Source organism: Streptosporangium sp. NPDC000563 (assembly GCF_040299985.1).
Lineage (GTDB): Bacteria > Actinomycetota > Actinomycetes > Streptosporangiales > Streptosporangiaceae > Streptosporangium.
Window position 1 is genome coordinate 91,010 of the sequence record NZ_JBEPDA010000004.1, and the last position, 15,133, is coordinate 106,142.

Annotated in this window: 10 protein-coding genes; 4 read left to right on the forward strand and 6 right to left on the reverse strand. The window is 70.0% G+C overall.

The features are described 5' to 3' along the window. Positions 1-23: 23 nt before the first annotated feature. Both ABT352_RS13265 and ABT352_RS13270 read right to left on the reverse strand, forming a co-directional pair. Positions 24-314, reverse strand: coding sequence for a hypothetical protein (locus ABT352_RS13265; RefSeq protein WP_350944979.1), 291 nt, complete (start codon positions 312-314; stop codon positions 24-26). Next, complete coding sequence (locus tag ABT352_RS13270) at positions 311-1,111, reverse strand: hypothetical protein (protein WP_350944981.1); 801 nt, start codon at positions 1,109-1,111, stop codon at positions 311-313. Before ABT352_RS13270 ends, ABT352_RS13265 begins: the two co-directional genes overlap by 4 nt. 54 nt (positions 1,112-1,165) lie before the next feature. On the opposite strand from ABT352_RS13270, the gene ABT352_RS13275 reads away from it, so the two are divergent. From ABT352_RS13275 to ABT352_RS13285, 3 genes are all read left to right on the forward strand, one after another. Continuing rightward, positions 1,166-2,596, forward strand: a complete 1,431-nt coding sequence (locus ABT352_RS13275) for a serine hydrolase domain-containing protein (RefSeq protein WP_350944983.1) — start codon at positions 1,166-1,168, stop codon at positions 2,594-2,596. A gap of 655 nt (positions 2,597-3,251) precedes the next feature. Further along, entirely contained in the window at positions 3,252-4,223 is a 972-nt protein-coding gene (locus ABT352_RS13280; protein ID WP_350944985.1) for a hypothetical protein, read from the forward strand. 247 nt (positions 4,224-4,470) lie between these two features. Next, positions 4,471-4,917 carry a hypothetical protein gene (locus ABT352_RS13285; RefSeq protein ID WP_350944987.1) on the forward strand — a complete coding sequence of 149 codons (447 nt, stop codon included), beginning with the start codon at positions 4,471-4,473 and terminating at the stop codon, positions 4,915-4,917. Positions 4,918-5,141: 224 nt separating this feature from the next. Here the strand turns inward: ABT352_RS13285 and ABT352_RS13290 are convergent, their stop codons facing one another. Further along, complete coding sequence (locus tag ABT352_RS13290; protein WP_350944989.1) at positions 5,142-6,137, reverse strand: hypothetical protein; 996 nt, start codon at positions 6,135-6,137, stop codon at positions 5,142-5,144. Further along, positions 6,134-6,727, reverse strand: a complete 594-nt coding sequence (locus ABT352_RS13295; RefSeq protein WP_350944991.1) for an RNA polymerase sigma factor — start codon at positions 6,725-6,727, stop codon at positions 6,134-6,136. Before ABT352_RS13295 ends, ABT352_RS13290 begins: the two co-directional genes overlap by 4 nt. 550 nt (positions 6,728-7,277) lie before the next feature. Here ABT352_RS13295 and ABT352_RS13300 point away from each other — a divergent pair. Continuing rightward, on the forward strand, positions 7,278-9,572 hold the full coding sequence (locus ABT352_RS13300; RefSeq protein ID WP_350944993.1) for an elongation factor G: 2,295 nt from the start codon (positions 7,278-7,280) through the stop codon (positions 9,570-9,572). 256 nt (positions 9,573-9,828) lie between these two features. Here the strand turns inward: ABT352_RS13300 and ABT352_RS13305 are convergent, their stop codons facing one another. Both ABT352_RS13305 and ABT352_RS13310 read right to left on the reverse strand, forming a co-directional pair. Continuing rightward, entirely contained in the window at positions 9,829-12,711 is a 2,883-nt protein-coding gene (locus tag ABT352_RS13305) for an NHLP bacteriocin export ABC transporter permease/ATPase subunit (protein WP_350944995.1), read from the reverse strand. Positions 12,712-12,865: 154 nt separating this feature from the next. Beyond that, entirely contained in the window at positions 12,866-15,118 is a 2,253-nt protein-coding gene (locus ABT352_RS13310; protein ID WP_350944997.1) for an NHLP family bacteriocin export ABC transporter peptidase/permease/ATPase subunit, read from the reverse strand. Positions 15,119-15,133: the final 15 nt, after the last annotated feature.

The following is a 15,133-nucleotide window of genomic DNA, read 5'->3' on the forward strand; positions in this document are numbered from 1 at the left end:
CGGCCGGATTTCGGCCCGATGCGTCACTGTCGCGTGGCGGAGGGCGGAACCTTCGCCGGAGCCGACCGGAGTTCTTCTTCGATCGTGTCGACGAGCGCCCTGGCAGCTTGACGCAGTCGAGTGTTACGGGCGGTGAGATCTTCGGTGAAGGTCCGGGCCTTCGGCCCGACCCACACCGACTTGCCGGTGAGCTGGCCGTGGGCCGGGTCGAGCGCGGCCTCAAGAAGGGCGACTCTCGCCTTGAGCTCCACCAATGTCTGTTCCAGCACCTGACGCCGCGGGTTGGGCGCCAGACCGTCCGGGCCAGGATTCATATCCCCTCTTCGGATGCCGATACATCGGGCGGACTATTGGACATTATTGGATCTACAGCACCTGGGCCAGCCTTAGAGGAATGTGTGACACGTTTTGCATGGCGCGGTGTTTTGGTCTGCCTGATTATGGTGCTGGTGGTGTCCGGATGTGGGGGTAGTGGCCCTACAGCGGCCGAAGCGGGAGAGATGCTTAAATCGCACATCACCGAGTTGAGGGCCGTAACCCTCTCCGCCGCGTCGGCCCGGTCCATCCGGGGCTCATCGTTTTCGAAGAAGGCGCCGTAGCCCGAGAGGCAGGTGCTCAGCGCATACCTCAACCAGGCGTAGGCCCAGGCCGCGCCGCTTCCGATGTGCATGCTCGCGACTCCGATGGTGGCGTCGCGGAAGAAGAAGTTGAACGTGTCCTTCTTTTGCTCTTCGATCGCGTCCAGGTCACCCCGGACCTTCTCGATGGCGGCGAGTTCGAAGCCGCGTACGTTGCCCAGGGCGGTGAAGACCCGGTCGCGATGGTCGACGTCTCCGGTGCGTCGGGTCTTCTCCGAGGTGTCGGCGATGAGTTTCTGGGAGAAGCCGCCCATCGCCTGGTCGAACGAGGCGAGGTTCGCCGGGGAGTCGGCGAAGGTCTTGAGGAAGTGGTAAACGAATTTCGGTCCGCGCGCTGGATTCGCGTCGCGAATTTCCGTTTTCCGCTGACATGAGATAAGGGTCGAGGGCGATGATTCGGAGGAGTCGGCGCGGCGGTCGCGGGTGGATCCGGGCTCGCGGGTGAAGCGCGGTTTCGCGGAGAAAACGACCAAACGACGTCCCGTAAGTCCATTGAGTGGATTTGGCGGGTTTGTTACGGTGCCTGGATGCCCTCTCATCGTGCCCTGCTGCCACGGTCGACACCGGCCGCCTCGGGGATGTCGTCTCGTTCGATCACCGCGCTGCTGGACCGGTTCGAAGCACAGTCGGTCGAGTGCCACTCCATCATGGTCGTACGCCACGGTCACGTCGTCGCCGAAGGCTGGTGGGCCCCGTACTCGGCCGAGCGCACGCACCTGCTCTACTCGGTGACCAAGTCGTTCACCTCGGTCGCCGTGGGGCTCGCGATCGCCGACGGGCTGCTTTCGCTCGACGATCGGGTGGTGGACGTGTTGCCCGACCACGTTCCGGCCGACATCTCGGAGCAGGGACGCCGCGTCACCGTTCACCACCTGCTGTCGATGACGGCCGGACACCGCACGGACAGCCTCGCCGACGCATGGCGACTGGAACCGGGCGACCTGGTGAAGGGCTTCCTGCGCGTACCGTTTCCCGAAGCCGAGGGGACATGGCACGCCTACGACAACCCGACCACCTTCATCCTGGCCCGGATGGTGGAACGGGTCACAGGCCGGGGCCTCCCGGAATTTCTCGACGAGCGCCTCTTCGCGCCGATGGGCGTCGAGCACGCCGAATGGGACCGGGTGGCGAGCGGTGCCGTCTTCGGGTTCCAGGGGCTGCATCTCACGACCGAGGCGGTCGCCGCCTTCGGTGAGTTGCTGCTGCGCGGCGGCCTGTGGGGCGACCGGCAGCTCATCCCGCGCGAATGGGTGGAGCTCGCGACCGGACGGCACATCGAGACCCTGCAGATCGAGGGCTGGTCGGAGAACCTCGACGCGCTGCGCGGGTACGGCTACCAGTTCTGGATGTCGCGTCACGGCTACCGCGCCGACGGCGCCTTCGGCCAGTTCTGTCTGGTCGTTCCGTCGCACGATCTCGTGGTCGCGGTGACCGCCGCGGTGACGCAGGGAGAGGCGATACTCGACCCGCTGTGGGAGTGTCTGCTGCCTGGCCTGGACCAGGAGGGAAGCGCCCGGGACGACGAGATCCTCGCCGATCGGCTGCGGCGGCTGTCACTCGCGCCGGTGCAGGGTTCGGCCACTCCGAAGCGTTCGGCCAAGGCGAGACTCGACGTCTCCGCCGAGGGGTCGGCTCTGCCCGAAGGAACCACGGTGACCGTCGATCCCGTGGACGGTGGGTGGATCGTGGGACTGGGGCCGTCCATCGACGTCGAGGTCGGTTACGACGAATGGCGGGAGAGCGCACCGCTCGGCCGGCCTGTCGTCGCGGCCGGTGCCTGGCAGGACGACACGTTCGTCGCCGACCTTTACGTCATCACCGGCCCGCACCGGGTCCGGCTGGTGGTCGACGCCGAAGCGGGTACGGCGGTCGCGACGTGGAACATCGTGCCCCTGGCCAACTCCGATCTGGCGGTGCACCTGCGCTCGCCGCTGATGACACGGCCCGACGTCGCGTAGGTGACATCGGCCGGCCTCACAGGTGCCGACCGGTTCGGGCGCTGATCGGCTTCGCCCGTTCACCGGGCAGTCTGTACGGTCCGCCGCAGAAGTAACGGTTGAGCGCGTCATTGGCGGCGCAGCCTCGGGTGGGAGAGGAAAAGAGGGTGCGGCCCGAAGGCCGCGCCCTCAGGGGCATGAAGCCCAGGGTAAGCATGTGCTCGCTTTCGCGACGCCCCGAAAATACCCCGCATCATGCTGATCGACCGCGATTTTTCGCGAAGCCGCAGTCGTCGCCGCGTCCGGCGGAGGTCTCGTAGCAGTCCCACGCGGTGGAGAGAGGCGGGACGAGCCAGAGGTTCGGCCGGCCGTCGGGGAGCTTGCCGGATCTGGATCTTGGGGCGGGGGGTAAATGAGGCTTTCGCTCTGAGGGTTTCGGTCTATATATTTTGGACTGCACTATTCGCCGGGATAGGGGCCTCCCGGGCGGATTTCGACGTGCATAAAAACGGGGCGAGAGGTAGTAATGCGATTACGGGGAATCGCCGTGTCGGTCGCCGGTTGCTTTTTGGTCGCTACCGGTTGTAGTGGGGAAGCCGGTGCCGGGTCGTCCACGGTGACGCGTCCGCCGCGGATAATGCAGGCGGACGCGAACGGGGCCGTGGTGTTCGATCCCGTGACGATGACGATCACCGGGTTCGACCGGGTGCGGGGACGAGTGTGGCAGGACCGGGAGCTCGCCGAGACGGTGAGCGGCGTCGTCTGCCTGGACAGGTGCCCGGCGGCCGTCATCTCGACCGCCGCCGGGGGCGGGGCCGGGCAGGCGGAGGGAACGTCGTCGGCGCCGGATGAGCCGGATGGCGCTCCGTACCGGTTCACCGAGCGGGGACGATCCTCCTTCCCGCTCTCCGGCTCGCGAGAGGTACGGGTGCTGACCGCCGCCTCGCCCGAGGACGCGGTGGTCGAGGAGCGCGACCCCGACGGCCGGACCCACCTGAGGATCGTCCGCCCGGCCGGGTCGGAACGCGTCGCGGTGCCGTACTCCGACTACGGATGGGCCATGTCGCCGGACGGGAAGGCGGCACTCGCCTTCACCACGCAGCGGGACCCGAAGCAGGGACGGCTGCTGCGGTTCACCCGTGACGTCGACGGCTGGAAGCCGGACGGCGCCGGTCTCGAATGGGGCACCGTGAGCGACGTCTGTCTGGCCGGTCGGGGGGAGACGGCCCTGGTGACCGGGGCGCGGGCGGCTCTGGTACGGGGGATGTCCGAACGGCGTCCGCTGGAACCCGCGCTCGCCCATGCCGCCGAGTGCGCGCTCGGAACGAGTGCGGCGGCGCTGGTGATGCGCTCGATGGACATGCAAGGGGGGTTCCGGACGGTCGTGCATGGTTTGGGACCCGACGGCCTTTCGACATGGAAACGGGAGCTCGCCACCGAGGCCGGCGTGACGGCGCATCCGACCCGGCCCTACATCGGGGTCTCCGACGGCAGGACCTTCACGCTGCTGGACGCCGAGGGCGAGGTGGCGCGGAGTACGGACGGGGTCGCTACGGCGAGGTTCGTCGCGGACGGGGAACTGGTCGTCGTCACCTCGGACGGGGACGTGAAATGGATGCCGAACGAACCCGCCGACCTGGCCCAATAGCTTCCGAGTTCTCAACGACGGCGTCTTTCCGTCCCGTCGCGGATGTCACTGTGTGGCTGCCTGTACGCGGCCGGACGTCAGGTTTCCCCTTTCTGCGCTGATCTTCCCGTACGGCCCGAGTCCGGGTGAGGAGAGAGATGTCGAGCAGACGCACCACCGGTACCGCTCGTGGTCCCCCCGATGGGTTTCGCCCTTCGACTACCGCAGCGGTCACATTCACTACAGGGTGTTCAAAACAGGAGCAGAAATGTTGAAGAAGTTTTCCACCGGGGCTCTCATGGTCGCCGGACTGGCGATGCTCACCGTCGTCGGTACCGCGGGCGCGGCGAACGCCGCCTCCCGTTCAGGAAGCTGCACCGCTTCCGGCATGATCGCGGACGCGGCGATCCACTACACCACCAACACCGTCTCCGGTAAGACCACGCTCGACAGGTTCACCTGGACGATCTACGGCGAGTCGGGATCGACCAAGAACAACGTCAAGGCCACCTTGATGCGCGATGTCAGTCTGAGCACCGACACCGCGCACTACACCTGGTCCACCGAGAGCGCGAAGAACGGCTACGGATCGCACACGCCCAGCTCGACCGTGTCGGTGCCGTCGAGCTGGAAGCTCTACGGCAAGTTCAAGTTCATCTTCGACCGCAACAACCTGCCCGACCCGAACTGCAACCTGGAGACCAGCCGGTCCTAGGTTGATCCGGTCGATGACGCGACGCTGATGGTCTTCCCGGCGGGCGGTGCGGATTCGGCTCCGCCCCCCGCCGGTCGGCGCCCGGCTGTCACGGCCACCGCCCGGCGGACTCCTCTTCGCAGTGCGCGTCCCGTTTCTGCGGACGCTCCGCCCCGGGCCGGACTCGGTCCGGGCCGGACTCACCCGGGGTCGGGCTCGGGTCGGGCGGGGCGAGGGCCACGGATTCAGGGATTGGCGACCTTGGGGCCGCGCAGGGTGATCTGGATGCTGCCGGCGACCTCCAGGTCGACGCGCGTGCAGGAGGCGGCGGGGTCGGGCATCACCGCGAGGGGCCAGCGGTAATTCGTCGTCCCGAGAGCCTGCCTGGCCAGGCGCTCCGCCTCGTCCAGGCCGACGCACCGGGAGGCGATGCCCTCCCGGAGCGCGTCACGGAGTTCGTACACGAACGGGTCGACCGTGCCGGTGTTCTTCACATTGAGGTCGCGCTGGCGGTTGGGATACACGTCCACCGTGTTGTTCTTGCCGTCCGGTTCGGCGTACGAGCACGGCCCGCCCGGATCTCCGGGCTGGGGATTCGGAGGAATGACCTTGAACCGCCAGCCCTCAAGCCCCAGCCTGCTCAGCTGTTCCCGAGCGAACTCGATGGCCTCGGTCTCGGAGAAGCAGCGGGAGTTCATCCCGTCCACCCAGTCGCCAAGGACGGACTTCAGTTCCCGTACGGAGGTGTCCCGTGGCGCGGCCGGTCCCATCACGATCGCCGACGGCGGCACCTGCGATCGCGGCGCCACGTACACGTTCTCGTTGAAACGGAACACCACCGGGTCGGGGATGGGCGGCCGACCGCTCTGTTCCCGGTAGAGCCGGCAGTCGGCCACCGGATCACCCGTGAGATCCGGCCCGCTGATGCCGTCTCGCGCCTCGGCCTCCGGACCGGCCCACTCTGTCAGGCAGGACACGTCGCCGATGCCGGCGGGGGTGTAGATCTGCTGGTAGGTGGCGTAGGCGACCCCGCCGCCGAGCAGCAGGGCCGCCATGACGGCGACCACGCCACCTCGGCTCAGTGTGCCCCAGCGCTCCCTGCGAGCCGGGGTTCCCCGGTCCGTGAGCATGATCCCCTCCCGCAGGTCGTCGAGTGCCCCCCGATCGGTGCGGGACAGGTCGGCGCCGAGGATCGGGTCGGCCGCACGCAGCCGCGCGAGCACGTCGTCGTCGTTTCTCATCGCTGCTCCTTCACTGCGGAACGGACCCGTGCCCGCCCCTTCGCCACGAGTACGTCCGATGTCCTTTGCGCCGCCGCGCGGTGGAGGCTCACGCGACCGGCCGTCTCCTGTGCCTGTAACTCCTTCGCCAGGCGCCCCCGTGCGCGGTGCAGGCGTACGCGGACCGTCGCCCGCGAGACGCCCAGGACGAGGGCGATCTCGTCGCGGGTGAGCTCCTCCCAGGCGAGCAGCCGGAGAAGCTCCTGGTCGTCGTCGCCGAGCCGGCTCATGGCCGCCTCGACCGGGGAGATCACCGTGTCGGGCGGCGGCGCCACCTCGGGTATGTACGATCGCAGTTTCTCCGCCAGCGCGTGCCGTCTGCGCTCCCCGCGGTAGAGGTTGGCGAGGACCTTGCGTGCCACCCCGAAAAGCCAGGGGCGCGCCTGCTCACCCTCGGGAACCTCCTCCAGCCGGCGCCAGGCCACCAGGAACGTCTCCGTCACCACGTCGGCCGCGTCCGCGGGATCGGTCACCCGCCGCGCGGCATAGGCGAGTAAGGGCTGATGAGTCTCTTCGAACAGCGCGGCGAACCGTTCCTCCGGTGAGTTCACGGGTCCCCTTCCACGTCGACGATCCGGCACTGCCCACATGTCCGCCTTGTCGGCGAGCGTTACGGCCGTCCTCGGGTTGTTAGCGGACATTCGTCGGCGCCCCTTGCGGGTCCCGCAGGTCCGTAGGTTCGCGGGTTCGCAGATCCGCGGCTCACGGGTTCGTACGGGAGAAAACCGATTTACCGCCCATGCCGGTCTCAGTACACTCGCCACTGATCATGTGCCGCCGCGACACCGTGGCGTGCGCGTCCTGACCAGTGAGGGGAGCATGTCGTGCGTCATCGCACCGCCGTGGTCGTTCCCCCGTCACGCTTCGACGTGATCCTGGTGTCTTCGTTGGTGCCCGACGCCGGCCGCGCGGCCGACGTCGACCACCCGTGACGAACCTCTGACCTCCGAACCCTCGCCGCCGAGTCGGCCCACGGGGCATGTCCCCGTGCGGCCATGCCGTGCCGGGGGTCACCTGACGACCTGAACCCAGATCGTCCCGTCCGAGAACGTCCGGGAATCGCGCAGTCCTGTCCGGAATCATTCCGAAAGGCCATGGGCCGTGCGCACCAACCCGCACCGTCGTATCACCGACTCGCTGACCGGCGTCCGCAACCTGGGCATCCTCGCCCACGTCGACGCGGGCAAGACCACCGTCACCGAACGGATCCTGTACGTCACCGGCGCCACCTACAAGCGTGGCGAGGTGCACGAAGGGACGACCGTCACCGACTTCGACTCCCAGGAGCGCGACCGTGGAATAACCATCTTCGCCGCGGCGGTGAGCTGCGTCTGGAACGACCACCGAATCCATCTCATCGACACCCCCGGCCACGTCGACTTCTCCGACGAGGTGGAGCGCTCGCTGCGGGTGCTCGACGGCGCGATCGCGGTGTTCGACGCCGTCGCGGGCGTCGAACCGCAGAGCGAGTCGGTGTGGCGGCAGGCCGACCGGCACGGGGTGCCGCGGATCGCCTTCGTCAACAAGCTCGACCGCTCAGGTGCCGACCTCGACGCGGCGGTCGCGTCGATCCGCGAGCGGTTGCGGGTGGTACCGCTCGTGGTCCAGCTGCCGATCGGGCGGGAGGACGGGTTCACCGGCGTGGTGGACCTAATACGTATGCGTTCGCTGGTCTGGGCCGGCGGCCGTGACACGTTCGAGGAGGCACCGGTGCCGGACGTCCTGCGCGAGGAGGCGAGTCGGCGCCGCCGCCTGCTTGAGGAGGCGGTGGCCGAACTGCACCCGGTCGCGTTCGAGGAGTTCTGCGCCGAGTCGGAGATCTCCGCGCCGACTCTCGACGCCGCACTGCGCGACCTGACCCGTACCGGGGAGGGCGTGGTGGTGCTGTGCGGATCGGCCTACCGCGACCGGGGGATCGAGCCGCTGCTGGACGCCGTCGTCGCCTATTTGCCCTCGCCGCTGGACGTGCCGCCCGTACGCGGCACCCGGGGCGGCAGCCTGGACGGTTCGCGGGACGGCTTCCAGCGCGGTGCCCCGGACGGCTCGCGAAACGGCTTCCTCGGCGGTTCGCGGAACGGTGCTCCGGACGATGCCCGAAACGGCCTCTCGGACGGTTCCCGGGACGGTGCGGTGCTGGAGCGGGCCGCCGACCCGGCGGCGCCGTTCACCGCGCTGGTGTTCAAGGTGAACTCGACGGCGACCGGACGGCTGTCCTACCTGCGCGTCTACTCGGGAACGATCCGGAAGGGGGACACGGTGCTGGACGCGGGCGCGCGGCGTACCGAGCGGATCGGCCGGATCCTGCATGTGCAGGCCGACCGGAACACGGAGGCGGACCTGGCGGTGGCCGGGGACATCGTCGCGGTGGTCGGGCTGAAGTCGGCCCGTACCGGCGCCACCCTGTGCGCGCCCGAGGCGCCGATCGTCCTCGAACCGCCGACGGCGGCCGATCCGGTGGTCTCCGTCGCGGTCGAGGCGCGCAGGAGCGTCGACACCGGACGGTTGGCGTCGGCGCTGGCACGGCTGGTCGAGGAGGATCCCTCGCTGGTGGTGCGGACCGACCCCGAGACGGGTCAGACGCTGCTTTCCGGGATGGGCGAGCTGCATCTGGAGGTCGCGGTGGAGAAGATCCGCCGTAACCAGGGGCTGGACGTGGGGGTCGGCCGGCCGCAGGTGGCCTACCGGGAGACGGTCGGGCGCGGGGTGTCGGGGCTGCTGTACCGGCACGTCAAGCAGGACGGCGGCGCCGGGCAGTTCGCCCACGTCGTCCTCGACGTGGAGCCACTGGAGAACCTCGCGGACACCGGCACCGGCACCGGAGTCGGCACCGGAGTCGGCACCGGCACCGGAGTCGGTGACGGTGAAGGTGACGGAGGTGCGGCGGGCTTCGTGTTCCGCTCGACCGTCGTCGGCGGGCGGGTGCCGAGGGAGTACGTCCGGGCGGTGGAGGCCGGATGCCGGGACGCGCTCGCCGAGGGGCCTCTCGGCGGTCATCCGGTGACCGGTCTTCTGGTCACGCTGACCGACGGGGCCACCCACCCCAAGGACTCCTCGGAGATGGCGTTCCGTGCGGCCGGCCGGTTCGCGCTGCGCGAGGCACTGCGGGCCAGTGCGATGGTGCTGCTGGAACCGGTGGTCGAGGTCACGGTCACCGTGCCCGACGACGCCGCGGGCGGGGTGCTGGGCGACCTGTCGGCGCGACGCGGCCGGGTCTCCGGCTCGGCCGCGCGGGCGGGGACGGTGGTGATCACCGCGACCGTGCCGCTCGTCGAGCTGTTCGGGTACGCGACCAGGCTGCGGAGCCGGACCCAGGGCCGGGGGACCTTCACCACCCGGCCCACCGGGTACGCCCCGGTCCCGCCGGGCGCGGTGCCCGGCGGGACGCCGTTCCGGTAGGAAGTAGTGGGAGTCGGTGGAACCGGCGACGGCCCCGCCCGAGAGCGGGGCCGTCGTCCGGCGACATGCCGTGCCGCCCTCCTGTCGCGACCGTCCCGGCATCGGCCACCCACGAAGGTTCACCCACGAAGGTTCACCCACGAAGGTTCGCGACCATGCGAGGTCCCGCGAGGTCGGGCACACCGATGCAGGGGCGTGCACACCGGTGTGGAGGCCGAGCAGATCGGTGTGAGGGCCGGGCGGTCCGATGCGCCGGTCAGGAGAGCTGGCGGGTGGCGAGGCGGGCGAAGAGCCCGTCCCGGTCGGCGAGGAGGTCGTCGTAGGTGCCCTGCTGGACGATCCGCCCCTCGTCCATCACCACGATGCGGTCGGCGGCCACCACCGTGGAGAGCCGGTGGGCGATCACCACCCGGGTGGCGTTGAGGCGGCGGGTGCTCTCGGCGACCCGGCTCTGGGAGGGGTTGTCCAGCGCGCTGGTCGCCTCGTCGAAGAACACGATGCGGGGCCGGGCGACCAGTGCGCGAGCGATCATGAGGCGCTGTCGCTGACCGCCGGACAGCGTACTGGTGCCCTCGGAGAGCACCGTGTGCATGCCCATCGGCATCGCCCTGATGTCGGCGGCGAGCCCGGCCATCTCGGCCGCCGCCCAGGCGTCGTCCACGGTGTGGACGCCGCTGCCGACGATGTTGGCCTGGATGCTGCCCGCCTGCAGCGCGCCGTTCTGGAGCACCACCCCGCACTGGCGGCGGACCGCGGAGACGTCGAGTTCGGCGAGGTCCTGGCCGTCGTAGAGCACGGTGCCCGAGAGCGGGGTCTCGAAGCCGAGCAGCAGCCGCAGCACCGTGGACTTGCCGCTGCCCGAGGGACCGACGAGGGCCACGAACTCGCCGGGCTCGATGGAGAGGGCGACCCCGTCGAGGGTGAGCGGACCGTCCTGGCCGTAGCGGAACGACACCTTGCTGAGCCCGAGCCGCCCCGACAGGTCGCCGGGGTCGGCCTTGGTGCCGTCGGTCTCCGGGCGGGCCTCCAGGATCGGTCTGATGTTCTCCAGCATCGGCACGACGCCCATCGCGGTGACGGCGGCGGCGGTGAACTGGAGGCTGGAGGCGAGCAGCAGGCTGAGTGCGGTGAAGAACGGCAGGAACGTGGCGACCGAGACCTGGCCCGCCATCGGCCCGGCCACCACCGCGAACACGATCCCCGTGCAGACCAGCGGGAACCCGGCGTTGAACGTGGTCACCGCGTTCTGGATGCGGCGGGCCGAGGCGGTGAGCGATCGGCCCCTGGTGGCCTCACGCGTCCATTCGGCGAACGCCCGTTCCTCGGCGGCGGCGGCCCGCAGCTTCGGCATCGCGGTGAGCATCTGGAAGACCCTGGCCGACATGGTCCGTTCGTGCTCGTAGGCCTGTCGCTGCCAGCGCAGCTGCATTCGTCCCGCGACGAAGGCGAACCCGAGGCCGAACAGCATGAGCGCGGTGGCGACCAGGGCGAGGCGCACGTCGTAGAAGTAGACCAGGACGAGGTTCGCCGATCCGGTGAGCAGCCCCAGCGTGGCCGTGGTCAGCATTCCGGAGAGCATCTCCTGCGCCGAGCTGATGCCCAGCACCGTCGTGCCCAGTTCGCCGGTCGAGTAGCGGGCGAAGAAGCCGGCGGGCAGGGAGAGCAGCCGGGTCCACAGGCCCGACTGCAGGGCGGAGGTGGTGCGGCTCTCGACCCGCAGCACCGCGATGTTCTGCACCACCGACAGGGCGGCGATCACGAACCCGGAGCCGATCACCAGCAGGGAGCCCTGGACGATGAGGTCGAGTTCGGCCCGTACGGTGAACACGCCGAGCACCTTGCCCGTCATGATCGGGACGAGCAGCCCGAGCAGGGAGACGAGCACCCCCATGGCGGCGAACCGCAGCAGGTCACGGTGGTTGCCGCCGTCGAGGAGCCCCAGGCGCAGCAGCGCGCCGACGGTCTTGACCGAGGCGGGCAGCGGCCGGTACAGCACGTGGGCCCGCTTCTCCAGGCCGCGGGCGACGGTCGCGGTGACCGGGGTGAGCACGCCGTCGTCCACCATGACGTAGCCGTGGCCCATGGTGAGCAGCGCCACGGGACGGCCGGTGGAGGTGCTGCCCACCATGGGGCCCAGGTCCTGGGTCCACCACGGGCCGTCCAGCCGGACCATCCTGGTACGGACGCCGGAGGCGAGCGCTATCGCCTGCAGGTCGCCCATCGGCCGGTCCTGGCCCCCGCGCCGTACCGGCGGCCGTACCTCGAACCCCTGGTGCGCCGCGACCAGCCGGGCCGCGGCGAGGGCGGGCGGGTCGTTGGCCACGTCGGCCAGCTTGACCTGGACCTCGGTGTCGCGCAGTACGGCGTCGAAGCTGCGCACGGCCTGCGTCAGCACGGTGCTCTCGCGTTCGCGCAGTTCGGCGAGCGCGGCGCGCTCCTCCTCGCGCTGCCGCTCCAGGCGTTCGTCGACGGTGGCGAGCAGCCGGACGGCGTGAGCGGCGAGGAACTCGCACAGTACGCCCTCGTCGAAGACCGAGTGCAGCGAGCGGGTCCGCAGCCGGATCCTGGTGTGGGCGAGGAGCCAGTCCCGCTCGGTCAGGCAGATGTCGCTGTCCGCGCCGAACACCAGGCCGTCACTGTTGCCGACGCCCACCTCGCCCTCCTCGACGCGCACGCAGCGCACGCCGTCGACCGACCGCAGGGCGCGGCCCGCCTCCAGTTCGGCGGTCCCCTCGACGGGCAGCGGGACGAACTGCCTGGGCGGCAGGGTGGCGGGCAGCGCCTCGGCGAGCAGTTCGATACCTCGGCCGAGCCCCTTGACCAGCCAGGCGGCGGCCTCGGCGGGCAGGTCGTGCAGCACCGCGACCGGGACGTCGGCCAGTACGGTGCCGGGCACCGGGCGGGCCACGATCACGTGGCGCGGACCGGAAGGCGCCCCGCAGGCGAGCACCATGCCCGCCTCGGCCCGGCCGAGGAAGTTCCAGCGTCCGTTCAGTTCGCCGTCGACGGTCCTGACCGCGAACAGGTCCACCAGGCCCGACTCGACGAGCAGCATCCGCCCGGGGTTGTCGAGGACCGTGAACCGGTCGGTGCCGAGGTCCAGTGGGATGGCGATCCCGGCGAGCGCGGCGGGGCTCACGATGCTTCTCCGATGTCGAGCGACGGTACGGTGATCCTGGCGGGGCTCATGGTGCCCCTCCGGTGCCGGGCAGCGGGACGATCCTGGCGGGGGCTCACGGTCGTCCTTCGGTGTCGAGCAGCGGGACGGTGATCCCGGTGATTTCGGCGGGGGCTCACAGTCCTCCTCCGGTGTTGAACAGCCGCGTGTAGATGCCGTCGGCGGCGAGCAGTTCCTCGTGGCTGCCGCGCTCGGCGACCCGGCCGCCGTCCAGGACGATGATCTCGTCGGCGTCGCGGATGGTGGACAGCCGGTGGGCCATCAGCAGGCAGGCGCAGCCGCGGCGGCGCAGGTTGTCCATGATGACGTGTTCCGTCTCCGGGTCCAGGGCGCTGGTGGCCTCGTCGAGGATGAGCAGGGTCGGCTCCGAGGCGAGCGCGCGGGCGAGTTCGAGCCGCTGCCGCTGGCCGCCGCTGAAGTTGCGGCCGTCCTCGCGGACGAACGAGTTGATCCCGCCGGGGCGGGCGAGCACGGCGTCGTAGACGGCGGCGTCGCGGAGTGCGGCGAGCACCACCTCGTCGGGGACGGCCTCGTCCCACAGGGTGAGGTTGTCGCGGACGGTCCCGGCGAACAGCACGATCTCCTGGTCGACGTAGGCCATCGAGCCGGCGAGCACGGTTCGCGGGATCTCGTCCAGCGGGTGGCCGTCGAGCAGGATCTGCCCGGAGCGCGGTTCGTACAGGCCGGTCAGCAGGCGGCCCAGGGTGGACTTGCCGCTGCCGGAGCCGCCCACGATCGCGACCCGGCTGCCCGGTGTCATGCTCAGCGAGAGGTCGGTGATGATGGGGTCGGTCAGCGGGCCGTACCCGAAGGTGACGTTCCGCAGTTCGAGGCGGCCCTCCAGGCGGGTGCCGATCTCCGCCGCGTCACCGCTGCGCTCGAAGCAGCGGGCGATCGGGTGCCGTTCCACGTCGTGGATGCGCTTGGCGTCGGCGCTGAGGTCCTGCAGACGGCCGCCGAGGTTGGTGAGCTGGGTGACCGGCCTGCTGAGCGCGGCGAGCAGGGTCTGGAAGGAGATGAGGATGCCGACGCTGAGCACGCCCTCCACCACCCGCAGCCCGCCGATCAGCAGCATCAGGCCGGTGTTCACCGTGGCGAGCAGCGGCGGTACGACGACGAGCACCGCGGTGGGCACGCCGAGCCGCTGCTGCGCGGAGACGACCTTGGCGAGGAAGCCCGCCCAGCGGGTGAAGGCGTCGGGTTCGGCGCCGGTGGCCTTCACCGTCTCGATCATGCTGAGTGTGGCGAAGGTGGTGCCGGTGAGGTTGCCCCGGTCGGTGCGCAGCGCGGTGACCGCGTCCTTGCGCGCCCGCGCGACCCAGCGCAGGACCAGGATGTTCAGCGCCGCCATGCCGACGCCGATCACGCCGAGCAGTACGTCGTAGCGGACCAGCAGCGCGGCGTAGAACACCACCAGCACCATGTTGATCACGGTCAGCGCGAGGTCGCGGGAGAGGATCTCGGCGACGGTGTCGTTGGTGGAGATCCGCTTGGCGACCTCGGCCGGGCGGCGTTGCAGGAAGAACTCGATGGGCAGCCGGAGCAGGTGCCGGAAGAAGCGGGCCGAGCCGACCAGCCCGACCCTGATCTCCAGTCGCAGCAGGTAGTACTGCTGCACCGAGGTGAGCACGAAGATCGCCACCGCGGTGAACGCCATCACGATCAGCAGTGGCGGCAGGATGCCGGGGGAGTTGCCGGTCAGCACCCGGTCGATGAACACCCGGTAGTAGGCGGGGCCCGCGATGCCGGGCAGGAGCAGCAGCGCGCTGGCGAGCAGCACCAGCGGCAGGGCGCGTCCCGACGGCAGTCGCCACTGCAGCAGCGCCTTGCTGAGCTTGGCGCGTTCGCCGCCCGGCTTGAAGTCGGGCCCCGGCTCGAAGGTGAGCATGATCCCGGTGAAGCCGGAGTCGAACTCCGACCACTCCATCAGCCGGGGGCCCGACGAGGGGTCGTTCACCGCGACCATGGTGCGGCCGAACCGGGTCACGAGTCCTTCGACCACGATGAAGTGCTGGAACGCCCAGAAAATGATCACCGGACCGGTCTGGTCGCGGAGCAGTTCGGCCTCGACCTGGAAGCCTTTCGCGATCATCCCGTAGGAGCGGGCCGCCGCGAGCATCGAGGAGGCCTTGGACCCGTCCCTGGACACCCCGCAGCGACCGCGCAGGTCCTCCAGCGGGACGTGCTTGCCGTAGTGGCCCAGGACCATCGCGAGCGCGGCCGCACCGCACTCGACCGCCTCCATCTGGATCACGGTCGGCACCCGGTGGCGGTTCTTCCTGCGGGGGCGCGGGGCCTGCGGCTGTTTCTTCGGCGCGGGCTTGGCCGGCTTGGCGGGTTTCGCGGGGTCGAGTGTGGTGTTCGTCATCGGTGCCTCCTCCGC